Source organism: Paenibacillus filicis (assembly GCF_038070315.1).
Lineage (GTDB): Bacteria > Bacillota > Bacilli > Paenibacillales > NBRC-103111 > Paenibacillus_G > Paenibacillus_G filicis.
Window position 1 is genome coordinate 632364 of sequence record NZ_JBBPCC010000001.1, and the last position, 25823, is coordinate 658186.

16 protein-coding genes are annotated in these 25823 nt (G+C 57.2%); all 16 read right to left on the reverse strand.

Annotated elements, in window-relative coordinates:
- Positions 1-71: 71 nt before the first annotated feature.
- On the reverse strand, positions 72-1106 hold the full coding sequence (locus WMW72_RS02935) for a glycoside hydrolase family protein (RefSeq protein WP_341413901.1): 1035 nt from the start codon (positions 1104-1106) through the stop codon (positions 72-74).
- Positions 1103-3550 (reverse strand): glycoside hydrolase family 95 protein, encoded by a 2448-nt coding sequence (locus WMW72_RS02940; protein ID WP_341413902.1) that lies wholly within the window; start codon positions 3548-3550, stop codon positions 1103-1105. The genes WMW72_RS02935 and WMW72_RS02940 overlap by 4 nt, the downstream gene beginning before the upstream one ends.
- A 56-nt stretch (positions 3551-3606) precedes the next feature.
- Complete coding sequence (locus WMW72_RS02945) at positions 3607-5553, reverse strand: alpha-L-fucosidase (RefSeq protein ID WP_341413903.1); 1947 nt, start codon at positions 5551-5553, stop codon at positions 3607-3609.
- Positions 5525-7405: a cache domain-containing sensor histidine kinase gene (locus WMW72_RS02950; RefSeq protein ID WP_341413904.1), complete on the reverse strand. Its 1881-nt coding sequence runs from the start codon at positions 7403-7405 to the stop codon at positions 5525-5527. The genes WMW72_RS02945 and WMW72_RS02950 overlap by 29 nt, the downstream gene beginning before the upstream one ends.
- Complete coding sequence (locus tag WMW72_RS02955; protein ID WP_341413905.1) at positions 7402-8418, reverse strand: response regulator transcription factor; 1017 nt, start codon at positions 8416-8418, stop codon at positions 7402-7404. The genes WMW72_RS02950 and WMW72_RS02955 overlap by 4 nt, the downstream gene beginning before the upstream one ends.
- A gap of 132 nt (positions 8419-8550) precedes the next feature.
- Positions 8551-10116, reverse strand: coding sequence for an extracellular solute-binding protein (locus tag WMW72_RS02960; RefSeq protein ID WP_341413906.1), 1566 nt, complete (start codon positions 10114-10116; stop codon positions 8551-8553).
- Positions 10117-10279: 163 nt separating this feature from the next.
- Positions 10280-11143 carry a carbohydrate ABC transporter permease gene (locus WMW72_RS02965; RefSeq protein WP_341413907.1) on the reverse strand — a complete coding sequence of 288 codons (864 nt, stop codon included), beginning with the start codon at positions 11141-11143 and terminating at the stop codon, positions 10280-10282.
- A 16-nt stretch (positions 11144-11159) separates the two neighbouring features.
- On the reverse strand, positions 11160-12119 hold the full coding sequence (locus WMW72_RS02970; RefSeq protein WP_341413908.1) for an ABC transporter permease: 960 nt from the start codon (positions 12117-12119) through the stop codon (positions 11160-11162).
- Positions 12120-12703: 584 nt separating this feature from the next.
- A complete protein-coding gene (locus WMW72_RS02975; RefSeq protein WP_341413909.1) occupies positions 12704-14452 on the reverse strand; it encodes a hypothetical protein in 1749 nt (582 codons plus the stop codon).
- Positions 14449-15546: a TolB family protein gene (locus WMW72_RS02980; RefSeq protein WP_341413910.1), complete on the reverse strand. Its 1098-nt coding sequence runs from the start codon at positions 15544-15546 to the stop codon at positions 14449-14451. Before WMW72_RS02980 ends, WMW72_RS02975 begins: the two co-directional genes overlap by 4 nt.
- Positions 15543-17099 carry an extracellular solute-binding protein gene (locus WMW72_RS02985; protein ID WP_341413911.1) on the reverse strand — a complete coding sequence of 519 codons (1557 nt, stop codon included), beginning with the start codon at positions 17097-17099 and terminating at the stop codon, positions 15543-15545. The genes WMW72_RS02980 and WMW72_RS02985 overlap by 4 nt, the downstream gene beginning before the upstream one ends.
- A gap of 95 nt (positions 17100-17194) precedes the next feature.
- Positions 17195-18091 (reverse strand): carbohydrate ABC transporter permease, encoded by an 897-nt coding sequence (locus WMW72_RS02990; RefSeq protein ID WP_341413912.1) that lies wholly within the window; start codon positions 18089-18091, stop codon positions 17195-17197.
- Between the two features lies 1 nt (position 18092).
- A complete protein-coding gene (locus WMW72_RS02995; RefSeq protein WP_341413913.1) occupies positions 18093-19079 on the reverse strand; it encodes an ABC transporter permease in 987 nt (328 codons plus the stop codon).
- A 243-nt stretch (positions 19080-19322) separates the two neighbouring features.
- Positions 19323-21659 carry a helix-turn-helix domain-containing protein gene (locus WMW72_RS03000; protein ID WP_341413914.1) on the reverse strand — a complete coding sequence of 779 codons (2337 nt, stop codon included), beginning with the start codon at positions 21657-21659 and terminating at the stop codon, positions 19323-19325.
- Between the two features lie 266 nt (positions 21660-21925).
- On the reverse strand, positions 21926-24511 hold the full coding sequence (locus WMW72_RS03005) for an asparaginase domain-containing protein (RefSeq protein ID WP_341413915.1): 2586 nt from the start codon (positions 24509-24511) through the stop codon (positions 21926-21928).
- Between the two features lie 25 nt (positions 24512-24536).
- Positions 24537-25715 (reverse strand): asparaginase domain-containing protein, encoded by a 1179-nt coding sequence (locus tag WMW72_RS03010; RefSeq protein WP_341413916.1) that lies wholly within the window; start codon positions 25713-25715, stop codon positions 24537-24539.
- Between the last annotated feature and the right edge of the window lie 108 nt (positions 25716-25823).

Below are 25823 nucleotides of genomic sequence, written 5' to 3' on the forward strand. Positions count from 1 at the left end.
AAATACGTCTGGCTTGCCAGGGAAAATAGGTAGGAAACCGCCGATAGGATAAGGGTATCTATGGAAAAAACTTATTCAGGCGCTATAGGGATGACCATATTCCAGGTTTCAGTAGCATGCCGGAAGCCGCCGGGGCCGTCCGCCGTCGCGGCAAATAAATGGGTCGGCCTGCCGTCCTGGAACAGCAGGAACGGCCGCTCCAGCTGGCCCATCCGGCGCGTGACTCCGTCCTCCCACAGAATATCTCGGGAATAAGCCTTCGGCCTGTCCGACAGATGCCAAGCCAGGCCGTCGGGAGATAAGGCATGAATACCGCCATGCTTCTCTCCGCATAGATGGCCGTCCATATCCTTGGCGATCATCTCATACTGCAGCCCGTTGTTCCATACGAAAGGGTCCTCGATATGGAACCGTTCCGGCTGGAAAACAGGCTCCTCCATCAAGCGGCGGTAAGGTCCCTCGGCCTGATCGGCCCAAGCTGCGCCGATCGTCATCTGCCCGTGCTCACGCCCTACGTAGGCCCGGGCTTTGTAGATCAGCAGCACCGACCCGTCCGGGTTCACGCAAGGGGCCGGATTGGACGTAAGGTAGCTGTCGAACTTGCCGGGTCGCGTCTCCAGGATCGGCTTGTCCGGACGGCTCCAGGGACCGAATACCGATGAAGCTGTGGCAATGCCGACACGCTTGCCCGCACGGGCCACGATGCAGCGCGGGTCGTCCAAGCCAAATGCTTCCACAGGCGAAACCTCCGGCAGCGGATGCGTAGAGCCCATATAATACAGCACATACCGGCCGTTCTGCTTCGTAATATGCGGGTTATGCGCGCTGCAACCGTCCCAATAGGCCGGACTTCGTGCCCCTAGCACGACCTCCTCGAACCGGTACGGTCCTTCCGGGGTATCGGAAGATGCGCGGACAATCTCCGAGGCGACCAGCCAGCCCGGATGCATCGGCAGATGCTTGGGCCAACGGGAGGCGAACATATGGAAGCGGCCGTCCTCTCCACGGATGACGGAGCCGCACCATACCCAGTAGCCTTCCATGCGGAATCCGCCCTGTAGGGGAGCAGGGAGCAGACGATCCGCCAAGCTTGCGTTGCTCGTCACTTCTCTTCGCCCCCTTCCGCTTCGTTGATAGGCTCCAGCCTGTAAGCCAGGCCAGGCTTGGCTTGCCAGGCGAGCAGGTACTCTCCCGATGCCGCTTCCTGCACGGACAGGCTTCCCGTATCTGCATCCGAAGCTTTCGCCGATCCTTCCCCACTTCCGTACCCAGCATAGGTGTCAGCTACAGAAGCGGACACGATGCGCAGCGGCACGGCGCTCCGTATACGGCATCGCCCTGTCAGATTCGCGACAATATCCGCCTGCGTTAGCGTGCCGTCTCTCCAGCGCATGTCGACGGTAAAGCCTCCCCTGGCCCGAAGCCCGGATACGCTTCCCTGATCCCAGGCCCCGGGCAGCGCAGGCAGCAGATGCAGCTCTTCCTGATGGCTCTGCAGCAGCATCTCGGCCATCCCGGCCGTCCCTCCGAAGTTCCCGTCGATCTGGAAGGGCGGATGCGCGTCGAACAGATTCGGATACGTGGAGTGGCTGAGCAGCCGCCTCACGTACGTATAGGCCTGCTCTCCGTCGCCGAGCCGGGCAAACATATTGACGATCCAGGCGCAGCTCCAGCCGGTATGCCCGCCTCCGTGAGCCAGCCGCTCCAGCAAGGTCGTGCGGGCGGCTGCAGCCAGCTCAGGTGTCCTTCTCGGATCGATACCCGTGCCCGGATGAAGGGCAAATAAATGCGAGATATGCCGGTGGCCCCGGTCGGCTTCCTCATACTCCTCCAGCCACTCCAGCAGCTGCCCTCGGCTGCCGATCTCCACCTCAGGCAGCTTGGTCCGTGCGGTCTCCAGACGTGCTGCGAAATCATCATCGCCGCCAAGCAGCGCCGCGCTCCGGCAGCAAGCTCCGAACAGCTCCCGGACGATCTGGGTGTCCATGGACGGTCCCATGCACATCGCCCCCTGCTCGCCGCTCGGAAGCACGTACGTATTCTCCGGCGACAGCGACGGACCCGTGACAAGCCGGCCGTCCGGCAGCTCCGTCATATAATTCAGGAAGAAAACCGCCGCTTCCCGGAGCACTGGATACGCCCGCTCCGCGAGGAATTTCGGATCCCCGGTAAACAAGAAGCGCTCCCACAGATGCAGGCTGAGCCATGCCCCTCCCATCGGCCACAGCACGCTCGTCGGCAGAATGCCCTCCGGCCGCGTTTCGCCCCACAGATTGGTGTTATGATGCGCGACGAAGCCTTCGCAGCCGTACAGCTTGCGGGCCGTTTCCCGCCCATGGGGACGCATCCGGTCCAGCAGGTCGAACAAAGGCTCATGGCATTCCGACAGACCGCATACCTCCGCAGGCCAATAGTTCATCTGCGTATTCACATTGATGGTGTATTTCGACTCCCACGGAGGTGTAAAGGAATCATTCCACAGCCCCTGCAGGTTCGCAGGCAGGCTTCCCGGTCGTGATGAGGCAATCAGCAGATAGCGGCCATACTGAAAATATAACTGTTCCAGTCCAAGATCTGGCTTTCCCTGCCGCATAAGCTCCAGCCGCTCATCGGTGGGCAAATCCTCAGCACCTGAAGCATCTGAAGCATCTGATGCACCTGAAGCGCCTCCAGCGTTTCCAGCCTCTCGGCCCAGCTCAAGCCGCACCCTCCCGTACAGTGCCGAAGCATCCGCTACATGCCTGGCGCGCAGCTCCGCATAGGGGATAGCCGCCGCTCGCTCCAGCCGCCCGACTACCGCAGACTGCGGGTCGCTCTCGCGAAAGGTGCTCGCCGCCGCCAGCAGCAGCGTCACCCGGGTAGCCCCTTCGATCTGGATAAAGTCACCAAGCATACGGACGACCCCATCCTCCGCCACCGCCTGAACCGCACAACAGAAGTCCACGCCGTTCCGGCCGCACTCGCCGTTCATCAGGATGCGGTCCGTGCCGTCCGCGCGGGTGTCGCCTTCGTACGGACGACGGTTCAGATTAACGCCTAGTCTCAGTCTGCCCGGCTCGCTGCAGGTCAGCCGAACGACCAGCATCTGATCCGGCTCGCTGCTGAAATACTCCCGGCGGTAGACCGCCCCGCCCGCTTCATACGAGACCTCGGCCACGGCCTCATCCAGCCGCAGCTGACGGTGGTAGCGATCCGCCTGCGCCAGCTGTCCGTGATGGAATAGCCTCAGATCGCCTAACGGCTGATAGGGGGCAAAATATTTGGGCGTGGAGAACACGCCCATCCGAGCCAGCTCGGTCGCTTCACTCAGGCGTCCCTCCAGCAGCAGAGAGCGAACCTCCGGCAGCACGGCAGCCGCGTCCGGATTCTCTCCGCTGCGCGGTCCGCCATACCAGATCGTATCCTCATTGAGTCCGATCCGCTCCTCCTTCACCTGACCGAAAATCATTGCCCCCAGCCGCCCGTTGCCCAGAGGCAGTGCTTCCGTCCATACGGAGGCCGGCTTGCGATACCATAGGCTGTTCCGATCTGACATCGGTTCTCCACTCATCGTCTGTCCTCCTTCTGACATGTATGTTAAAGCTCTTTGTCCCTTCAGGTTTTCGCTTAAAGAGACAGCAGCTCCAGTCTTTTCATCTGCACGCATGCCTGTACAACGTCCGGCTCCCAAACTAAACGAAGCCTGTAAGAAGCTCCACCCTCCAGGCCGATCTCTCCCGCCAAGGCAGCTACGAATTGCTCCTTGCTCTCTGTAGTCCTCACCGGCACACGGAACATTTGGGCAGCAGCCTTCACGTCGGCATCTGTGTTCTCGACTCCACCATTCCCCTGCCTAACCACGCTCACGACGAAGGTTCCCAGGCCCACTTCCTCCTGCTGACTCTCCATCTGCATAGCAGCGGAAGAGGCTGTATCGTCTCCGGCTTCAACAGGACTCTTAGCCTCATTGACCGGCTCCGCGCCATAGACAACCGACAAAGCGAACTGTCCGGGCTCATTCGTCCGGAACGTCCATTCTGCTGCATCATCGGCGCTGCTCCAGCCGAGGAGGTTATCCCGGCCTACCTTGCCCGTATCGTAACGAAGCGTCGGACCTGCGATCTCCGCGTCGAAAGCCCCGAACCGGTTCGGATACGTTCCAGCCGACAAGAGCGAGACGTCCGTCGCCTCTAGGCGGCCGTTCTCCGTCTCGCATTCCACCACAAGCACGGATACATCGCCATCTGGAGCCGAAGCCGGAACACGCAGCCTCACATCGTCTGCGCTCACCCGTTCCACGACAAGCGGCCGGCGCTCAGGGTCCGCCAGCAAATACGCTGTCTTCACCGGACTACGCAGCCCTGGGACAAGCAGCTGGCCGTCCTCTGGCCACTCGAACACATGGGCATACAAAGTCCCGCCCTTGACTGTGCACCGCCCCCATGGAGGGATGCCGACAGGACTTTGCTCCGTACCGTGTATCGCTTCCCCGTTCACCTTCATCCACCGGGCCAGCTGGACCATCAGGTTCAGCGATGCCGGATCCCATGCCCCGTCGCCCATCGGACCAACATTGATCAGAAAGTTGCCGCCTCGGCTTACCACATCGATCATCTGGGTCAAGATGGTGCCGATCGGCTTCCACTGATCATCCGTCTTCTTATACCCCCAGGAATCATTCAGCGTGACAATCGACTCCCAATCCCGGCGCGGAGGGCGGGCATAGGGCTGATTGTCGGCCGTATTGCCGTAATCGCCCATCGGCTCCAGCCATACGCGCCGATTTACCAGACAATCCGGCTGCACGCCGTAGACCTGCTCCAGGAACGCTTCTCCCTGCTGCTCGGTCAGCTTATGCCCGCAGTCGAACCACATGACCCCGACAGGGCCGTACTTCTCCAGCAGCTCCTTCACCTGCGGCAGCGCCCGCTCCTGCAAGTACCGCTCGTAGCGCCTGCGCTTGTCCTCGTCGCTCACCCAGGAGGCGACCTCATCGTACGCCCCGATATTGCCCAGGTAATCCCAAGTATTTCCTTGGGAATCCGGATGATGCCAATCCATCGCATGGGAATAGTAGATGCCCAGCTTCACATCCTGCTCGCGACACTCATCGGCCAGTTCGCGCAGCGGATCGCGCCCGAACGGTGTCCGGCGTACGATGTTATAGTCCGACACGTCCGAGTCGTACATGGCAAAGCCGTCGTGATGCTTGGCCGTGAAGACGAGATACTCCAGCCCCGCCTCCTTGGCGGCACGCACCCAAGCCTTCGCATCGAACCGTTCGGCGGTAAACTCTCCGGCAATACCGGCATATTCCGCATCCGGGATGCGGGCACGCAGCATCAGATGCTCCGCGTACGAGCCCTTCACTTCCTCGCCTTTCCAGATCCCCGCAGGCAGCGAATACAAGCCCCAGTGAATAAATAGTCCGACGCGCGCCTCGCGCCACCAGGCCATTTTGGCGTCTTGTGCCTGCATGGCCTTATGCCGCTGTCGGTCTTCAGCCTGAAGCCCTGCCTGAGATCTTCCTGCGGAAGTTCGGGCATCATCCATCAAATCCTCTTGCTCGTTCATCCGTATCCACTCCTTGCAGCTCTTGACGTTTATCTTGTTTCTCCCGCTTCTCATCCAGACGAGGCATCCTCATGATCATTCTCGTGCCCTTGTCCTCCTGGCTTTCGATGCTCAGCCCATATTGATCCCCGTATACCATCTGAATACGGCGATGCACATTCACCACTCCGATGCCGCCCGCTTTCCCTTGTGGGGAGACGTCAGCCAGCCGGTTGGCGCTTAGCTTCTCCCGGAGCTGCGCCAGCGCCTCTTCTTCAATCCCGGCTCCGTTATCCTCGACACTGATCCAGAACATATCCCCATCCATGCCGCCATCGATGCGGATGTAGTGATAATCCTCAATCCCGTCGGGAAAGGCATGCTGGAACACGTTCTCCACCAGCGGCTGCATGGTCAGCCGGACCATATGATGCAGCAGAAATTCCGGGGGCACGACGACATCGAGCTCGAACTCCCGGCCGATCCGGTGCTGCAGGACGACGATGAACAGCATCACATGCTTAAGCTCATTGGCTACCGTAATTTCCTCCAGATTCGTCTGCACCGAGTAGCGCAGCATATAAGCGAGCGCCTTGACGATCTCGGATATTTCCTTGGAATCGCGCACGAAAGCATAGCACACGATCGTCTCCAGCGTGTTGTACAGGAAGTGCGGATTGATCTGAAGCTGCAGCGACTGGAATTCCGCCTTCTGCCTCTCCAGCCGGTTCTCCTGATCGCGCAGCTCCGCCTGGTACACCTTGTCCACCAGCTCCGAGAGACGGCCCACCATCGTATTGTAGCGCTTCATCAGCTCGGCGATTTCGTCGCGGTGCTCGGGAACGGGGATGATGGCCCAGTTCCCCTTCTCCGTCTCCCGCATCGCCTCCTTCAGCTCCTGGAGCGGCCGTGTAATGGAGATGCCGAAGCGCCGGGCCAGCCATAGCGACAAGGCCAGTGTCAGCGCCCCAACAACGATTGTCGAGGTGCGGATCGTCTGCACCGGACCTTGCAGCTCGTCCAGCGGCATGGAGATCACAAGCCGCCAACCGCCGAAGGACGACCGCCGGCTCATATACATCCGCTCGGCTCCCCCCTCCCCGGAGACGAAAGCCTCATTCCCAGCCTGCAGCACCTGCTCCTTCAGCTTGGGCGACAGCTTCGATCCAACCAGCCCCCGGTCAGGGTGATAGACAAAGGTGCCTTCCTCGTCGGCAATAAAGAAGTAGCCATTGTCACCCAGATCCATTCCCTTCCACAAGCTCGACAACTCCGCCGAGCGCAGCTCAATGGCGAGCACCCCCCGGTTATTCGGGGAAGAGAGCCCCCGGATTTGCCTGACAAGCGTAAGCGTCTTGTTCTGCTGGTCGGGCAGAATGCTCCGGTTCAGGATCGCCAGCGAGCCGTCGGGCTTCGACGCCTGCTTGTACATCTCAGCGTATTTCCGGGTTTCTTCCTGGGAGAACGAATAGCCCAGCGTATCGTTATAGAAGGTCAGCGCATTGCCCTCGAAGCTCATCAGATACACCGCCGCCACCTCCGGGTTGCGGATGAACACCGAATCGATGCTGCTTTCCTTGATCATTTTACGGTTTTCATAATACAGATAGCCCTTCTCATCCGCCGGCAGGTCCAGGAACCGCTTCATCTCGACATTCGAGAGCAGAGACACCATCGAGCGCTCGTAGGATTGCAGGTACAAGTCGGTGTGATGCACAGCATTGCCGGCAATTTGCGACATCTGCGTCTCGATCAGCTTATCGAGCTCCGACGAGGACATGTAGTAGGAAAACACGCCTACGCCCGTCATGGAGACGAAAATCACGATCAGGAAGGACAGCAGCAGCTTCGGGTAAAGTCCGGCCCTTTTCATTTGATCCCGAGCGAGCTGCGGTATTCGGACGGAGATACCCCGACGATTTTCTTGAAGGTTTTCGTAAAATGCGGATAATCGTCATAGCCGACCTCAGATGCCACATCAACGGTCCGCAGATGAGGGAAAGCGAGCAGCTCGCGCGCCTTCTCCATTCGGCGGTTGATGCGGTAGCTGACGAAATTCTCGTGAGTCAGCTTCTTGAACAGCGCGCTGAAATAGGTCGGAGTCAGTCCGACCATCTCGGCGACCTCCTTCAGCGTTATTTCCTGGGACAGGTGACTGTCGATATAGGCCTTCGCCTCCTGCATAGGGTCCTTGAAATTACCCTTGCGCGAGGCAGACAGCTCATCCGTGATCGATTGCAGGCAGGCCTCAAATTCCGCAAACAGCTCCGCCTTGCTCTGACCGCTCATCGCATAACGTCCCGTCGCCTTGATCGGACGGTTTTTCTCTTGAAAGCGCTTGTAAAGAAGGTCCATCGCATCATTCTGCTTGCTTCTCAGCTGCTGCGTATTGAGATGGGCGCAATCCTCTCTCCACTCCGCATGCATACGGCTCATCTCATCGCCCTGCAAGGACCAGATATGCTGCTCCATCCGCTCGATCCATTCCACATAGCGCGATACTGGCACATAGCCTTGAAGCTGCGCCTTCATCAGCTGATCGAGAGTTTCGTGCAGATCGGGCGCCGTCACAGGTTTGAGCAGGTAGTGCTTGACTCCGTAGGACAGGCATTTCTGGGCATAATCGAAATCATTGTAGCCCGAGATCACCACGGTCTGAATATGACTGTATCCCTGGTAGACATAGCGGCAAAGCTCCAGTCCATCCATCTTCGGCATCCGGATATCCGTCAGAATAATATCCGGCTCGTTCTCAGCGATTCGTTCCAAAGCCTCGGCACCGTTCGCGGCTGTCTCGATAGCATCGAACGCAGGCACATAATGTTCGGCCATCTTCAGCAGCCCCGTACGAATAATCGGTTCGTCATCCACGACTAGCAATCGCATGCTTTCGCCCCCTTGTGCTCTGATCTTACTACGCTGGCGTATGCCGGGCAATGGACGATACAGGCAACCGGGCACCGGCACGCTCGGCAACAATCGCCGGATGCGGACGGAACCCGGCCACAAGCTTCTAAACTATTTACGGTTTTCGAGGACGTTCACGCCTTCTTTCTTGGCGTACCGCTCGCTCGCTTCCTTCACAATGTCATTGCCGCCCTTGGACTTCCATTCCTCGACCACCTTCGGCCAGTCGGAGATCGGCTCCTTGCCGTAGATCATCTTGATCATATGATCGACGATAAGCTTGGGAGGCGTGTCGCTGCCTTGGGGCGCCAGATCCGGATAGGTCGCGAACGAAGTCAGGTCCGGCGTGAACATGACGCTGCCCAGTCCTTCCTTGCCCAGTACGTTATCGAAGGCCTTCATCAGATCCTGCCCGTCCTTGGTCATCTCCGAACGGACACGGTTGAAGCCGGCATCGCGGATGAACCACAGCGTATTGGAGCGGAAGATATCCTCATCGACCTCTTCCTTCGTTTTCGGCTGCTTGAAGTTGATCTTGCTGCCTTCCTTCGTGTAGTTCTCTCCTTCATTGCCGAAGCTGAAGAAGTTCTGGGCCTCGTCGCTCTGCATCCATTCCAGGAACTTGATGATGCCAATGGCCTTTTCCTTGCTGACCTTCTTGTTAATGAACGTGCTTGTCGTGACCGGGCTGTACAGCAGATGCCCGCCATAGCCCTCCGGCCCCTTCGGCGCCGGGATGATGTCGATTTTGACATCGGGCACGGACTCGACAATTTTCGTCCGGTAGTTAGTCAGGCCTTCCGCGTTGGCGCTCCACATACCGGCTTTGCCGGCTTGGATGTTTTTGCCGTAGTCTCCGCTGGAGATCGTAGCGAAATCCTTCGGAATAAGTCCCTCGTCAAACATCGTCTTGTACGTCTGCAGCGCTTTCATCATATTCTCGCTATCGAAGAATTTCGGCACAACCTGACCGTCCTTCACTTCGAACTGACTGCCGATCGCATCAAACGAACCGAAGAACGTATCCGCATACTTAAAGTTCTCACGCATCTGGTACGGATGCTCGACCCCCAGCTTCTTGAAGGCGCGCATCACATTCAGCAGCTCGTCCAGCGTCTTGGGCGCCTGGAGTCCGGCCTTCTCCAGCAGGTCCGTCCGGATGAACAGAGCCCTTCTGGACGGGTTGGACAGCCACGCCGGGATGCCATAAATCTTGCCTTGGTAGCTGGTCTCGGCCCAGGCTTCCTTCGGAATGTTTTTCAATAGGGTCGGCGCATACTCCTTGAGCAGATCGTCCAGCGGCATGTACAGGCCAGCTTCCACAGAACCCGCCATCGCCTTGCCGGTCGCCCCGCCTACTGTCTGGACCGCATCGGGAATGTCGTTGCCTGCGAACATAACGGCCATCTTCTGGTTGAACTCCTTATGCGGGATCAGCCGGATATCCATATCTACGTTCGCCAGCTGCTCCAGCTTTTTAACCCATTTATCTTCATTGATATTGGGCGAGCTCTCGGCATACGCGTTGCTCCCCGACGTGATTGAGATCGAGAATTTCGTTGGGCCCGCGGTAGCTGTTCCTCCCTGTGTGCCCCCTGTTTCCTGCGGAGCGCTGGAACAGCCGGCCGCCGACACGGCCAGTGTGCCGGCAAGTACGGAACTGACTATCTTTTTCATAGCATGGAGTCCCCCTCTATTAATCTGAGTGATGACCGGTCAGGTCGACAAAGAGCCTTTTGCTTAACGTGGCTTGATCCGGTGGGTTTTATGATAACGCGGCAGGCCAGATCATCCCATTGGGATTTTTACGTTCCTGCTGTGTTTTTTAGCGTTCTGTCCGTCAGGACTTGATCGAGCCGATCAACATCCCCTTGATGAAGAATCGCTGCAGGAACGGATACACCATCATGATGGGCAGCGCAGAGAATGCGATAACCGCCATCTTGACCCCTTCAGGCGACATCGCACCGAACACCTCGAATTGATCGGATGAGCCGAACTGGTCGGTGATGACGATCTCCCTGAGCCGCACCTGAAGCGGGTACAAGGTCCGGCTATTGATATAATACAGAGCGTTGGAGTATGCGTTCCACAGGGAGACGCCATAGAACAAGCCCATCGTCGCCATCGCCGGCTTGGAGAGCGGCAGTACGATGCTCCACATGATCCGCAGTTCCCCCGCTCCGTCCATCCGTCCGCAATCGATCAGCTCGTTAGGCAGATTCAGGAAGAAGGAGCGCATGACGAACAGATTATAAGCACTAATCGCCCCAGGAATGATCAAAACCCAGATGGTATCGATCATGTGCAGGTTTTTCAGCAGTAAATAGTTCGGAATCAGCGGCGCATGGAAGATCATCGTGACCAGCACAAGCATCAGCACATACTTGCGCCCGGCAAACTCCGGTCTGGACAGCGGATAAGCGAGCATGGAGGTAAACGCCAGGCTGATGAAGGTGCCGAAGGCCGTTACGAACACGCTGACGCCGAAGGACCGCCAAATGGATAAGTCATTCAGGATGATACGGTAATTCGCCAGCGTCGGTTCCACGGGCCACAGAAACACACTTCCGCTATTGATGGCCTTATCGGCGCTGAGCGATAGAGAGATGACATGGAGAACGGGAAACACCATCGCGCAGGCCAGCAGTGTCATCACCAGATAGTTTGTATAATCGAACCACGTATTTGTCTTGGTATGCATCGCTTCTCACCGCCTCCTAGTAAAGACCCTGATCGGTCACCCGGCGGCTGAGCGTATTGCCGATGACGATCAGAATAAGCCCGACGACCGACTTGAACAGTCCGATCGCGGTCGTATAGCTGTACTGCCGCTCCTGTAAGCCCGCCCGGTAAATATACGTATCGAGAATATCTCCGTTGACAGCATTCAGCGGGTTCAGGAACACATATACGCGCTCGAAGCCGAAGTCCAGGAAATTGCCGATATGCAGCAGGAACAGAATGACGATGGTCGGCAGGATGCAGGGAATCGTGATCGACAGCGTCTGCCGCAAGCGGCCCGCTCCGTCTATTCGCGCCGCCTCGTACAGCTCCGGGTTGATTCCGGCCAGCGCCGCCAGATACACAATCGTTCCCCAGCCGCTATCCTTCCAGACGCCTGCGCTAACGAGGATCGTGCGGATGTACGAATCCTCACCTAGGAAGTAAACGGACTCGATACCGAACAGATTCAGTATATGATTGACAACCCCGGTCGTCGGTGAGAGGATGCCGACCGCAATTCCCCCGATAATAACCCAGGACAGAAAGTGCGGGACATAGATGACCGTCTGCACGATCCGCTTGTACATCGCCAGGCGCATCTCGTTGAGCAGCAGCGCTAGGAGGATGGGGACAGGGAAGGCAAAGACGAGATCATAGAGGCCGATCAGAATCGTATTGAAGAGAATATTCGTGAATTCCTCATACGCAAACATCCGTTTGAAATGGGCCAGTCCCACCCAAGGACTGCCAGTGATGCCCTTGAAGATGTTGTAGTTCTGGAAGGCCATCACCGAGCCGAATAATGGAATATATTTGAATACTACGAAATAGAAAATACCGGGTATCGAGATAAGGTAGATAGCCGGGTACTTCCTCATCAATCGCCAGACTTCTCTGGCCCGCGACGGGGACTTGACGGTGCTCCGGGCAGCTTGCTGCAGGTTGGCGGGCATGGGGCTTTCCTCCTTGTGTCGTAAGTTCTGCTCCTAGCTTACAACGCAAAAAGCGGGCCAACCATGGGGAAACTTGCATCCGAACTGTGTTTTCTTACGATTCGGATATCAAGTTTTCCAGATTGGTCCCGCTTTAGAGGGATCAGCCTTCCGTTATTAGCAAGCTTCCCATAGGGAAAGCTATCTTCCCTCCGGGTAAAGAAATGCCGCCCGGCTTATGCCTGAGCTCCCATCACGCGAAGCCATGCTTGCGACCGTATCCCCCTGCTTGATCGGCATCGTCCCCATAACAGGTATTCTTCCCGGTCTAGGTAATGGTTGGGCGCTTGTGTTGAAAGCGCTTATAACACTTCATCATTCTAGCAAATCTAGAGGCGGGCTGCGATGCACAATGTACAGAAAAAGTTGGACTAAATAAAGCTATTCAACGGGTGTCCGCAAAATACACAGGACCATCGTTAGAGGTGATTTTTCGATTACAAAATCAGAAAGGTGACGGCGAATGATCCAATCAGCTTCTTCAATAGGTCAGGCAGCGCGTTGTCTTTCCCCGGTTAGCCTTCTGAAGTGCTAGGCGGAACCATTCAGGTCTGCACCGCCTCGTGAAAGAGCTCATGGCGGCTGAGCGGCTTGCCTCCCTGCCGCAGAATCAGCTGGGCCTCACCTTTTCCCAGCATGGCCGTCACGGTACCGTCGCCCTCCAATCGGATGCCCGCATCAGGCCCTTCATCCGGTTGTCCCAAGGATAGTGCAAACAGAAACAAAACCCGCTCCATCTCATGAAAGTCGATGTCCCGGGTCGCCCCGCTATACAAGACTACATCCAGACCGATCACCCCATCCGCCTCCGTTCGCTCCAGACGGAACGGACCGAGACCACTGGCTTCCCCGTGCAGGAATTGCAGACGCATCTCCACATCCAACGCTTCGAATCGGACACAAGCCTCCCTTCCCTCCCGTACCGAGCATACTGGAGCCTGACGCTTGCTTCCGATCTCCAGACGGATGCGCAGGTCGGAAGCAGCGATCCGGCCGTCCGCCGGATCGAGATTCGGATGCGTGTCGCCTCCATCTAGCGCAAACCGGATGCCAAACAGTGCATTACCCTCCCGCTGCTCGCCGATATAGACAGCCGAGCAATAGTCGTATCCATCATGCAGCACGCGGAGCCTGACATAAGAGTGATCCGCCCCCGAGCTTCCGGCGAAGGCGAGCAGGTTCCGGCATTGGTTCCACATGATCCCGTGGTTGAAGGAGCCCAGCGTCCAGGACGGCGTCATATACGTATAGGCAGTCCTCGTGCGGAACTCCCCGGACTGCGGCAGTTCCCTCAGAAGCTCCCGTGTGCCTGGCTCGGTCAACAGCGGAAGCAGACGCTCGGGACAACGGATGCCGTTGCCGTACCACTCCAGCTCGTAATGCATCTTCTCCTCGTCCACGAAAGGGATGGTTCCTTCGCAAGCCATGTACAGGAAGGACAACCGGGACTCCTTAAGGAATGTATCGTATGATCTCGCATGCGGTCCGGCCCATTCCAGCGTGCCCGCGTGAAAATGCTCCGCTATCATCGTCCAGGTCAGCTCCAGCAGATCCCCGGCAAGCTGCAGACTCTCCTCATCGCTGACCTGAGCCACGAGTCCCGACAGCTCGACGATGCAGACAATCCCATAGGCTGGGCTGTTGTATTCCAGAAAGCTGCCTGACTGCATCGTATAGGCGTGAAGACGCTGCAGACGGGTGATGCCATAATTCCGGATACGTCCATCCTGCAGAACCTCTCCCCCGACCAAGGTCACGAAGGTTCCCATAATAGCGATATTGGTGTATTCGGGCCCGACGTTGCGCCGGATAATGGACTCGCAGCAATGCCTTACCGCATCAGCCACCAGTTCTCTCAGCTCCCCGGGCATGACTCCTCCATGGCGGATCAGAATCAGCAGCAGCCGCTTGCCGATAAAGTCGGCCCAGTTCCAGTCCGGCGGAGACATCTTGGCTAACGGTTCTTCCCAGAACCACGACCAGATGCCGTAGGTCGCCGACTCCGTGTTCTGATCCTGAAGCGAGATCACTTGCCGGATGATGGCATAGGCCCGCTCCCGGTATGCAGCGTCTCCCTCATCCAGCAGTCCCAGCGCATAGTCCGTCGTATCCCGGATCGGATAAGCAAACTCTGCCTGCTTGATGGTCGTATGATAGCCAGGGCTGGAGAAAGGCCGGCGCAGCATCCCGTTGTCCGGATTGTAGCTGTCATGCATGGAGGCCAGCACCCGCTGCAGATGCGGAAACCAGCGGCTGTCAGCAGGACGACCTTCCTTGCGGTTCATAACATTCATGGTGATATATGCTCCTTCCCAAGTACACTGGATGAAAGGTCGATGCAGCCTACCCGCAGGCAGTCCGCTTCATCGGCGAATATAAACGCAATCTTGCGGCTGTCCACGCTGAAAGACGGATGCGGATGCCCCGGATGATGCGGCCAGCGCTTCACCTCGCACAGCACCTCGGCTCTGCCTGTAGCCACCTCGGTCAGTACGATCTTGCTCGTATGATCGTCCGATTCCGTATCGGATACGAGCCATCGTCCATCCGGACTTGGAGCGGCATGCCAGTGTCGGTAGTCTCCGTTGATATTCCCGGATTCCGTTCCCTGCCTGTTGACATAACCTAGACCCTTAGGCGAAAGCGGACTGCTGCTGTACCGGACAAAGTATAGACGTTCCCCGTCGAACGACCAGGCTTCATGCCCGACATACTCGCCGAGCTCCCCGCCTTGCAACATGCGCTGATCGTACAGATTCCTCGGATTGCCGCCCAGAACGGACGTATCGGCCAGCCAGATCCGGTCCGGGATATCCTGCGTGCGGCCTTCATGCGCATAGAAAATCAGATGCGGATGCTCCGGGTTGACCATCGCATGATTGGCTACCTCGTAGGGAGCGGTAAAGCCGGGCGTGAGGGTAGCATGCACCTCGCCCGTCCGCACGTCCGCCCAGCCTATGGTCCACCGGTCATCCTGCTTCCAGTACAGACCTAGCGTCCGCCCGTCATTGGTGATGGACAGCGGCCCGCCGTACACTCTATCATCTCCTGCTGGTATCGTCAGCACGGTTTCTTGCGTTGTGAGATCAATCCCTCTGATCCCGCCATTCTTCAGGTAATACAGCCTATCATCCAAGGAAACGACTCCGCCTCCCCAGCTCGCATTTTCCTCCAGCAGCACGCTCTCTCCGCTCGTCAGGTCGTAGGAGACAAAGCTGCATAACATCGCATCCAGGGAGACGTCCGTGCTCAGGATCAAGCGGCTGCTATCCGGACGCCAGGTCATGGCCGTGAAGTAATGATGCGTCGTATGGCTGCCCTCGCGTCCGATCGACCTATAAGTCAGACCGGTGGAGGCGTCGGTGATCTGTTTCGTATCCAGCGTCATTGGAGCTGCTCCTTGTTCTTCTGGTACCACTCGTTCACCAGCTTCTCAACATTGTCTCCGCCAAGACGCTTCCACTCCTTGCGGATTTCCTCCATGCCTGCCTGCGCCGTCATCGAAGCGCCTCCCGTAATGACTTTGGCCTCGATCTGCTGGGCCAGCGGAGCAAAGGTCGCGATCAGCTGGCTGACCTCCGGAAGACTCGGACTATAAGCAATATCCCGGCGATACTTGTTCTTGAGAGCTACCTCCAGCGATTTGGATTTTTCCTTGGCGTAGGCTTGCGAGATATCGTCGGATGCGGCCATCACAGGAAACCATTCCGGCTTCGGCATGTACTGGTTCATCACCGCATACTCACCCGCATAGCTGACTTCCTTGCGGAACTTGTCGCTGTCTATCGTCTGAGGGACTTCGTTCACAAGCTTGTAATGCGTATTCTCTTCGCCTAATTTCAGTGGCTTCCAGCCCTTCTCCAGCACCCAGTCAAGGAAGTGAATGGACGCCTCGATCTTATCTTCCTTCATTCTGCTGTTGAAGGCCGTCAGAATACTCGGCGGGGTTTCCTGGTACAGGCCGTTCTTGCCATACTTGGAAGCTACCGGCTCCAGCGGAACCATCTGAGCCCCCGGCACATTTTTCATCAGATCGCGATAATCGTTCTCCATGTTCCAGGACCCCATGTAGATGCCTGATTTTCCCGTGGTCCAGAACTGGCGGGAGCGCTGGAAGTTCTTATCCGTGATGTATTCCTTATCGATCAAGCCCTCATCAAACAGCTGCTTCTGGAAAGCCAGAGAATCTCCAAAGCGGTCCATCGTTCTGCTGAATTGCAGCTTGCCGTCCTCCACGTACCACTGGTTCTCGCTCGTGAAGAACAACGCCCGGATGATAGCGACCGAATTGCCATGGAAGGCGATCGGCACCGTATCGGCCTTGCCGTTGCCATCGGGATCTCCGTCCCTGAATTTCCGTGCGACCTCCAGCAGCTCCTCTATCGTCGTCGGCGCTTTGAGCCCCAGCTTGTCGAGCCAGTCCTGCCGGATCCACATGGCATGATTCGCCACGGCATCCATGCCGCGCACACTTGAAACCGCATACATCTTACCCTCCATCGTCAGGTAAGATTTCAGCTCCGGATGCTCCTTGAGATAGTTTTTGTACGTGGTGCTGTACTTCTCGATATACGTATCGATCGGCTGGATAGCCCCTTGATTGGCGAGCTGGGCAATATAGTTCCGGTCGAATTCCCAGATCAGGTCCGGGGCCGTGCCGGAGGCGACGAGCGTATTGAGCTTGGTCTGCGCTTCATTGCGGGGGACGGGTACCCACTTGACGAGAGCCGGGGAGTTCTCGTTGATCCACTTGGTCCAGCGGTTGCTTTCATAGCTGCCTTCCTCCGCAGCAACCTGCCCGCGGTCGAAAATCGAGATGCTAATTTCTTTTTTCGGTCCGGCGGCGGAGCCTGCCGATGCTTGCGACGAAGGCTCTTGCGGATTAGCGGTGCAGGCTGCCAGCAGCGATGCCGACAAGCCGGTGACGAATAGCGATTTCATGGCCTTACCCGACTTAACCAATTGCTTCATCCCCTTTTACTTTGAATAAATGATGTATTCTATATCAAGGGCAGAGCTTAGTCTTCCCGATGATATCAGCCTTTGACCGAGCCGATCAATACGCCTTTGACAAAATGCTTCTGGAGAAACGGGTACACGCACAGAATAGGCGTGATCGCAATGACAACCGCGGCTGCCTTGATGCCTTCCGGCGTTAAGGTGACCTGAACGGCGCCCTCACTGCCGGCACCGCTGTCCAGCAGGCTCTGATCGACCTGCTTGATCATCTGATACAGCTTGAGCATCAAGGTCTGCAGATCGGATTTCGTAATGAACAGCATGACGTTGAAGTACGAGTTCCACCAGCTCACCGCATAGAACAAGGACAGCGCAGCCAGAATCGGCTTGCACAGAGGCATAATGATCTGCGCCAAAATTCTCCAGTTGCCCGCTCCGTCTATCGAAGCGGATTCCTCGATCTCATCGGGCAGTCCCTCCATGAAGGTCTTCATGACGAACATGTTGTAGGTGCTGATCAATCCGGGCAGCCAGAGCGCGAGGTACGAATCCATCAAACCCAGCGATTTGATCAGGATAAAGTTGGGAATCAGCCCGGAGACAAAGATCATCGTGAAGGTGATGAACATCAGCAGAGCCCCGCGTCCATACAGCCTTCTCCGGGACAACGGATAAGCGGCCAGTACGGTCATCACCATATTGAGCGCGGTGCCGATTCCCGTGACGATGACGGTATTACCCATGGCTTTGAGCAATTGTCCGTCCTGGAACAGCCTCCGGTAAGCCTCCACATTGAACTCCACGGGCCAGAGAAACACCTCCCCCGCCGTGATGGCCCGGCTGCTGCTGAAGGAGGCGGCAATCTCGTACCAGAAGGGATATAGCGTTATCAAAGACAGGACGCCCAGGAATACATAGTTCACCGAGGAGCCTGCCCATGCCCACCAGGGCGTTCTTGCTGAAGCCGTCCGCATCCTACCATAACCCCCTCTCGCCAAACGAACGGATCAGCCGGTTCACGCCGACGACCAGAATCAGGCCGATCAGCGATTGAAACAGTCCTAGAGCCGTCGTGTAGCTGTAATTCATGTTTTGCAACCCGATGCGGTACACATAGGTGCTGATCACATCCGCCACATCGAGGACGGAGTCATTCTGCAGGGCGAGCGTCTGCTCCAGCCCTACATCCATCATGCTGCCCATCCGCAGGATAAGCAGGATGGCAATTGTGCTGCGGATGCCTGGAATCGTGACATGCCAGATCTGGCGCAGCTTATTCGCCCCATCGATCTTGGCCGCTTCATAGAGCTGGGAATCGATAGAGGCCATCGCTGCCAGGTACAGAATCGTCCCCCAGCCCGCCTCTCTCCAGATGGAGGACAGCGTGTAGGCGACCGGCCACCAGCCGGAGCTGGCCATGAAGTAGATCGGCTCCAACCCAAATAGGTTGACGAGCAGCAGGTTGACCACACCGGTGCTGGGCGAGAGCAGCGCGATCAGAATGCCGCCCAGCACGACCCAGGAGATGAAGTGGGGAATGTAGAGCAGATTCTGCACCAGCCTCTTGTAGGCCTCCCGCCGTACTTCATTCAGAAGCAGCGCCAGCAGGATCGGAACGGGAAATCCAAAGACCAGGCTGTACACGTTCAGCAGCAGCGTGTTGCGCAGCACCCGCCAGAAATCCGAACTCTCGAACAGCAGCCGGAAATGCTTGAACCCCACCCACGGGCTGCCGAGAATGCCATCAATGAACCGATAATTTTTGAAGGCGATGATTTCCCCGGCCATCGGTGCGTACTTGAATATTAGATAGAAGGCCACGACCGGAATCAGCATGGCATACAGCGACTTGTCCTGCTTCATTCTCTTCCATAGGCGCCCTCGGCGTACCGGAGCGGCAGAGGGCATTCTTTGGCCGCCTACGGTTGCGGCCTCCCCCGGGACTGAACGGGACTCTCTCATCTCTTTCATCCTTTCACATTTGGCGGTTTCGCTTTTGTCGCGGTGGATGCTTCCATCGTAGGGGCTGGCGCTCCCCCTTGCCTACAGACGCTTTCCAGCATGGGTTCATTTTTTTATTCCCGCCATGGTCACATTTCTTAAGACCCGTGTCTTTTTTTGAAATCGATAGCGGCAAATCCATGACTAGACCTATTATTGGCGCATGCCAAAGAGGCCCCTTTCCCAGAAAGGAGCCTCGCCTGGTCAGGTAGCCTGCTCGGACTTCTCTTCGTGCACCATCCGCTCGCGGAATTCCGTCGGCGTCAGTCCCGTATATTTCTTGAAAGCCCGCAGGAAGCTGCGGCTGTTGGCATAGCCCACGGCATCGGAGATGTCGCCGACCTTGATCTGCTTGTCTCGGAGCAGCTCTTGAGCGGCTTGAAGCCGGATCTCGATCAAGTAATCGATGAAATTGCCCTCCGTGTACTCCTTGAACAGCTTGCTGATATACGGCGGACTAAGGCCAAACTCACCGGCCAGCCGGTCCAGCGACAGGCTGCTGTCCCGGTAATGCGTCTGAATATAAACCAACACCTTCTCGATCGTATCGTTTTTCCCCCGGAGTCTCCGCCGCTGCTCGATGCTTCCTGCGAAGCCCTCAAGCACCGACAGCACCAGACGATGTGCATCCCTCCAGTTCTCGCACTGCTGGATGCGCTCATGGACATTGCCCATACCGCTCAGAGCCTCCTCCGTCTGGACGCCGATGGATTCGACAGTCTGTACGGACCTCATCACGAGCTCAAAAGCAAATTGCCGGATCAGATCGGGCGAGAGGTTATCCCGCACTGCAAGATGGAACGCTTCGTTCACAAGCTCCTGCATCCGCCCGCCCTCCGCTTGCTTCAAAGCTTCCTGAATACGGTCCATCATCTGGGAAAGCCGATAGTAATGCTGATGGCTCGCCACTTGAACATCCTCGATGGAAATGACGGCATGGTGGCCGCTCACCATCTTGTACCTGAGTGCCTGCTGCGATTCGTCATAGGAAAGCGGAATATCCTTCATATCATGGTAGCACCGTCCGATGCCAGCTGTTACAGTCAGCCCAATCTGCTTGTGCATCACGGCCAGCACATGCTCCATCAGCTCCGCAGCCCGCAGATGGTTTTGCTCCTCATCGCCTTCGGCAAAGCTGAACAGAATCACGGCGCGACCTCCGCCCAGATCGATACCGACGCCGGCATGCTCCATATTGATCATTTCTTCAGCCACATTACACAACGCGTAGCTGTAAAGGGTTTCGTCCTTCGGATCAATGCCGCCCTCTTTGCCAATCTCCGCCGTACCTACCACAAACCGCTCGGGATACAGCCGTACTCCGATAAATTCGAGATGATGCTTCACCATCGTGTACTCGCTCCGGTACCCGACCAACATATCCATCACGGTCCGCCACTTCAGCATGGGCTTCGCATCGCGTACCTGCTTCTCCAGCTGCTCGCGATCCAGGAACATCTGATCGAAAACATTCTCCAGATAGGATACACCCCTGGGAGCCTGCTTGGCCGCCGCTAACGCAGTCAGCCCGGATTGCACCGGCTTGTAAGCGCCGGAGAGCTTGCTGATCAGCCGGTCTACCGGCTTGAAGGCCCACCGGTTCACATAGAACAACACCGCGCAGGCGAGCACGAACATCCCTAGCGCGAACGCGATCAGCAGGTTTCTCATCACCGTCAGCGGCTTGTACACTTGACTCTCGGGCACCACGCTCACGATCGTCCAGCCGGTATAGCCCGAGGGCTTGTAGAATACAGTCTGCTTCACGCCATCCAGCTCCGTACCGAACGCACCTCCGTCCTTCCCGGACAAAATACGCTGAACGAAGGGGAGCGCTTTCATATTGCTATACAGCTTGCTTTTATCATCATGCGTGACGACCTCTCCCTTCTCGTCGAGAATGAAGGTTTGTCCCTGAACGCCCTCCGCATAGATGCCCTGTATCATCTGGTAGAGGACTTCCTCCTTCATGTTGACGGCCAGCAGACCCGTGCGGTAGCCGGGGGCGCTCAGTGCGGGATAAGAGCGGACTAGCGTGATCACATCGCCGTGCGCCTCCCCATCCCAGATGCGGTGCGTGGTCAGCCACTGAAAATAATTCGGCATGTTCAGATAGCCTGTCAGCCACTGATTCTCCGACATGTCCTTCTTCATAAAGGTTTTCTCCGTCAAGATGTCACCGGTTATATCCGAGTACACAAAAATCGAAGAGAACTGCAAGTTTTTATTCATAAACTTGGTCAGCTTGGCGTTCAGCGCATAGAAGTTCGCGTAGCGCTGGGCATCGTCCTTGTAGCTGTTGTTCATGAAATAAACGAATTCCAGCTCATTGGTCAGTTGAAGCAGATCCTTCTCCGTCTGCTGGAAGGCCATCTCGATCTTCTGGTCAATCTGCTTGAGCAGCGCCATATTGGTTTCCTTGAGCTGCCGGTCCAGACGACCGACGGTTCCCCAGTAGGAGAACACGAAGGTGAGCGAAATAATCATCAGCCATACGAAGCCATAGATGAGCATGCTCCTGCCGGTAATACTTAGTCTCATGCGCAAACCTCCTATACCTGTAAGACGGCTTGGTCTGTCATTCAGCATCTGCCGTCATCACGGACAGCTTCTTGCAAGCGCTTTATTAACCGATGCCATTAATCATAGTGAACGTCCGGCGCTTTTGCAATGCTTGCGGAGGAAGAAGGCTGTCAGAGGCAGACAGCCCGGCAACAGCAAACGGCGTGCCCCCGTCTGTGACGGGGAGCACGCCGCTCTCACTTGACTGCAAGCAGCCGGCTCATGACACCGGACTGCTTGTTTGATTATCGGCTGCCAGGCAGCAGCTTGAGTATGATCGTTGCCGCTTCTCCGCGGGTAGCGGACGCGGCTGGAGCAAACTCGCCGCCGCTGCGGCCCTCAACAATGCCTTGCTTGCGGATCGCATCCACCGCTCCCTTGGCCCATGCCGGGATGTCGCCGTCATCCGCGAAGCCGGTAGCTGCGCCACCCTGCAGCTTAAGCCCCTTCGCTCCGGCGATCATCACCGCCATCTCGGCCCGGTTGATCCGGGCGCCTGGACGGAAGGTACCGTCCTCGTAGCCTTGGATCGCACCTTGCTGAACCGCCTGCGCTATGGCCTGTGCGGCCCATGTGCCGATCTCATTCTGATCGGCGAATTTCGTTGCAGGAGCATTAGCTTCAGGACCCAGCGCCGTCATCAGCATGAGCGTAAACTCAGCGCGCGTCACGGCACCGTCAGGCTTGAAGCTGCCATCCGGATAACCCGACACAATGCCCAGAGCTGCCGCCTTCTTCACGGCTTCCTCCGACCAGTGTCCGGCCAGGTCCGTGAAGCTGACGAGCGGCTTCTCAACCGGTGCATCGACCCCGAATACAGCGAATTTCGTGAAGTGGTCCACTTCGACGGTAATACGGCCACCGGATACCGTTCCGATGCCGACCAGCGTCCAAGCCTTCTTCGCTTCATCGAAGTAGAAGACGGCCGGTACTTGACCCGGCTTCAGCTTGCCAGCCTCGAACGGCAAGGTGACGCTCACCGGCTTATCGAAGCTGCCGCTGAAGTTTTTCAGAAGCTCGAACACCGGGCTGAGCAGCACCTGCTCCTTCGTCACCAGTCCCGAGACATCCTCTACCTGCTGCACGGACAGCTTAAGCTCTTGTCCGGCCGCTCCTGCCGGAATCTTGATCGTGACATTCTTGAAGTCTATCGTACCGCCTTCACCGGCAGGCAGCGTCAACTCCTTCTTCTCTTGAACAGGTGCTGTCACAGGGCCGGAGCCGCTGCCGGAACCGCCGTTCGAGGAGCCCTCATCCGTATTGGACGACAAGGTCGTGACGCCCTGCGTCAGAGCCGTGCTCTCGTTGCCCGCTTCATCAACGGCCTTCACAGAGAACGTATAAAGCGTTCCCGGGTTCAATCCCGTTATCCGCTGGGCGTATACATTCTCGTACACACTGCCATAGACGCTCGTCTGGACCTTTCCCTTGGAACCCGTCGAAGCGTAAACCGAGGTGCTGACAGTAGCGAGCGGCAGATTGCTGCCGGCTTCGTACACACGGTATTTGCTGACGCCCACATTGTCCTGAGCAGCCGGCCATGCCAGCGTGACAGCTGTCTGTGAGACATCGGACGCAATCAGCTTGATGCCCGGCGGCCAGACCGGCGCTTCCTTGTCCTCCGCCGGAACAGGCTTCATCGTAATATCCTGATTGCCTACAGTCTCGAAATATCCCTTAATCGTCTGGAAGTCCGACGAGAACGCCATGGATACGGCCAGCAGGATGCGCGCATGCGGGGCATTCAGGCTGTCTCCGGCAATGATGCCGTTGCTGCTGCCATACATCGTGCCTGACCCTGTTCTCGTCGTCGTGACGAAGATCACGCCCTGCTGAATCGCTTTGCTGCGGGCCGCGCTCATCTTGGACGATAGGCCGCCTGCACCGGTACCCGATGTTACGATGCCCTTCACGCCGTCCTGGACGAACTGGGTGATGGCGCCGCCTCCGGCATCCTGATAAGCATAGGCGATCTCAACCGGAGGAATTTTATCCTTGGTGATCGTGGTCAGATCGAACGGCGTCGCCCACTCGGGACTTCCCGCTTTGAGTGCACGGTTCGTCAGCCGGTACATCCGGATATTGCTTTCATCGATGTAGCCCAGCGCTCCCAGCATCGGCGTGTTGAACGTATCCATCCGGTGGGAGTTGCTCTTGGTCACGTCGCGTGCTGCCTGGATGACGTCGTTCAGCATGATGACCGTGCCGTACGATTTCGTCTTGCCGCTGCCAGCGAGCTTGATCGCATTGTACAGATTCGCCGGAGCGTCGGTGCCGATCACGTCCCATGGACGCATAGCCCCCGTGACGACGACCGGCTTTTCGCTGCGTACCGTCAAATCGAGGAAGTAAGCAATTTCCTCCATCGTATCGGTCCCCGTGGTAACGACGGCGCCGTCATATTGCGCGAGCGCAGCATCGACCGTTTGCGAGAGATCGTACAGGTCTGCCAGCGTGTAAGCGCCGGACCCTTTATTGCCGAATTGGGCGCTGGCCACATCGGCGATCTTGGACTTGTTCGGCAGTTGGCCGACCAGATCGGCGATCGGGAATGTGCCCGCTCTATAATTCTGGAAGCTCGTCGCATCCGCTGCCTTGCCGGCCAGCGTTCCGCCGGTGCCGATGACGATGACATTCGGCAGCGGGGATTGCTTGAAATCCTCCGTCAGCTCCGGCAGCGGAATCGAGGCCACCGGAGGCTTGGCAGACAATTGCTCCGCCTTCACTGCGGAAGGAGACGAGAAGATCGTGGACGCCGCAGCGATCAAGGTTAGCAGGAGCAGCGGTACATATCGCCTTGTAGACGCGGAATGGTTTTGAATGTAAGTCATGACTTTCCCCTCCTGCCTGTCAGGCTCACAGCGGACCTACATCCTGCGTGCCATAAGTTGCGAACCAGTTTTTAATCGTATTGAAGTCGCTCGAGAAGGCCATCGACAGTGTCAGCATGATCCGGGCGTGCTGGGCATTCAGGTTATCCCCGGCGATGATGCCATTGCTTCCGCCGTACATCGTACCCGAGCCCGTTCTCGTCGTCGTGACGAAGATGACGCCCTTCTTGATCGCCTCAGAACGGGCTGTGCCCATCTTGGAAGACAATCCGCCCGCTCCGGTTCCCGCGGTCACGATACCCTTGGCTCCTTCGGCAACAAATCCGTTGATAGCGCCAGCGCCTGCATCCTGATAAGCATAAGCGATCTCGACCGGAGGCAGCTGGGTTTTGGCAATCGTCTTCAGGTCGAACGGGGTCGCCCAGTCTGGCTGTCCTGCCTTCAGGGCCCGGCCCGGAGCGCGGTAGATGCGAATGTTTTTCTCATCGATATAGCCCAGCGCGCCGAGCATCGGAGTTTCGAACGTATCCATACGATGGGAGTTGGACTTCGTCACTTCACGGGCTGCGTGAATCACGTCATTCAGCATCAGCACCGTACCGAAGGAAGTCGTTTTGCCGCTGCCGGCCAGCTTGATCGCGTTGTACAGGTTCGCCGGACCGTCTGTTCCGATCACATCCCATGGACGCATCGCGCCGGTGACGACCACCGGCTTCTCGCTGCGCACGGTCAGATCGAGAAAATAGGCGATCTCTTCCATTGTGTCGGTGCCTGTCGTGACGACAGCTCCGTCATAGATCTCAAGCGCCGCGTCTACGGAAAGCGCAAGATCGTACAGATCGGCAAGCGTGTAGCCGCCCGAACCTTTATTCCCAAACTGATAGGTCGAGACATCGGCAATCTTCTGCTTGTCCGGCAGTTGACTGACCAGATCGGCCATCAGGTAGGTGCCTGCTCTATAGTTTTGGAAGCTGGTCTGATCGGCAGCTTTGCCCGCCAGCGTACCGCCGGTTGCCACCACAATCACATTGGGAAGCGGCGATTGCTTGAATTCCTCGGTCAGCGGGGGAATAGGAATAGCCGGATCTGCGGCTTTGGCCGAGTTAAGCCCTGTGAACAGAGCCATCATGGCGCTCACGAGAGATAGGATCAGTGCATAAACCAGGGTGCGTTTCATCGACATGCCACGAAAAGCTAACATCATAGTTTCATTCCTCCACCTTTTTGTTATAGATTCTGTATGTACTACGAATAGAACTCTACTATATGTTAGATTATATTACAACAGTTTTATTTTATCGCTAGAAATACT

Excerpts from the sequence above, each read along its gene's own strand:
- WMW72_RS02940 (WP_341413902.1), bottom strand. The coding sequence starts at position 3,550 with ATGAGTGGAGAACCGATGTCAGATCGGAACAGCCTATGGTATCGCAAG.
- WMW72_RS02945 (WP_341413903.1), bottom strand. The coding sequence starts at position 5,553 with ATGAACGAGCAAGAGGATTTGATGGATGATGCCCGAACTTCCGCAGGA.
- WMW72_RS02950 (WP_341413904.1), bottom strand. The coding sequence starts at position 7,405 with ATGAAAAGGGCCGGACTTTACCCGAAGCTGCTGCTGTCCTTCCTGATC.
- WMW72_RS02955 (WP_341413905.1), bottom strand. The coding sequence starts at position 8,418 with ATGCGATTGCTAGTCGTGGATGACGAACCGATTATTCGTACGGGGCTG.
- WMW72_RS02960 (WP_341413906.1), bottom strand. The coding sequence starts at position 10,116 with ATGAAAAAGATAGTCAGTTCCGTACTTGCCGGCACACTGGCCGTGTCG.
- WMW72_RS02965 (WP_341413907.1), bottom strand. The coding sequence starts at position 11,143 with ATGCATACCAAGACAAATACGTGGTTCGATTATACAAACTATCTGGTG.
- WMW72_RS02970 (WP_341413908.1), bottom strand. The coding sequence starts at position 12,119 with ATGCCCGCCAACCTGCAGCAAGCTGCCCGGAGCACCGTCAAGTCCCCG.
- WMW72_RS02975 (WP_341413909.1), bottom strand. The coding sequence starts at position 14,452 with ATGAATGTTATGAACCGCAAGGAAGGTCGTCCTGCTGACAGCCGCTGG.
- WMW72_RS02980 (WP_341413910.1), bottom strand. The coding sequence starts at position 15,546 with ATGACGCTGGATACGAAACAGATCACCGACGCCTCCACCGGTCTGACT.
- WMW72_RS02985 (WP_341413911.1), bottom strand. The coding sequence starts at position 17,099 with ATGAAATCGCTATTCGTCACCGGCTTGTCGGCATCGCTGCTGGCAGCC.
- WMW72_RS02990 (WP_341413912.1), bottom strand. The coding sequence starts at position 18,091 with ATGCGGACGGCTTCAGCAAGAACGCCCTGGTGGGCATGGGCAGGCTCC.
- WMW72_RS02995 (WP_341413913.1), bottom strand. The coding sequence starts at position 19,079 with ATGAGAGAGTCCCGTTCAGTCCCGGGGGAGGCCGCAACCGTAGGCGGC.
- WMW72_RS03000 (WP_341413914.1), bottom strand. The coding sequence starts at position 21,659 with ATGAGACTAAGTATTACCGGCAGGAGCATGCTCATCTATGGCTTCGTA.
- WMW72_RS03005 (WP_341413915.1), bottom strand. The coding sequence starts at position 24,511 with ATGACTTACATTCAAAACCATTCCGCGTCTACAAGGCGATATGTACCG.
- WMW72_RS03010 (WP_341413916.1), bottom strand. The coding sequence starts at position 25,715 with ATGATGTTAGCTTTTCGTGGCATGTCGATGAAACGCACCCTGGTTTAT.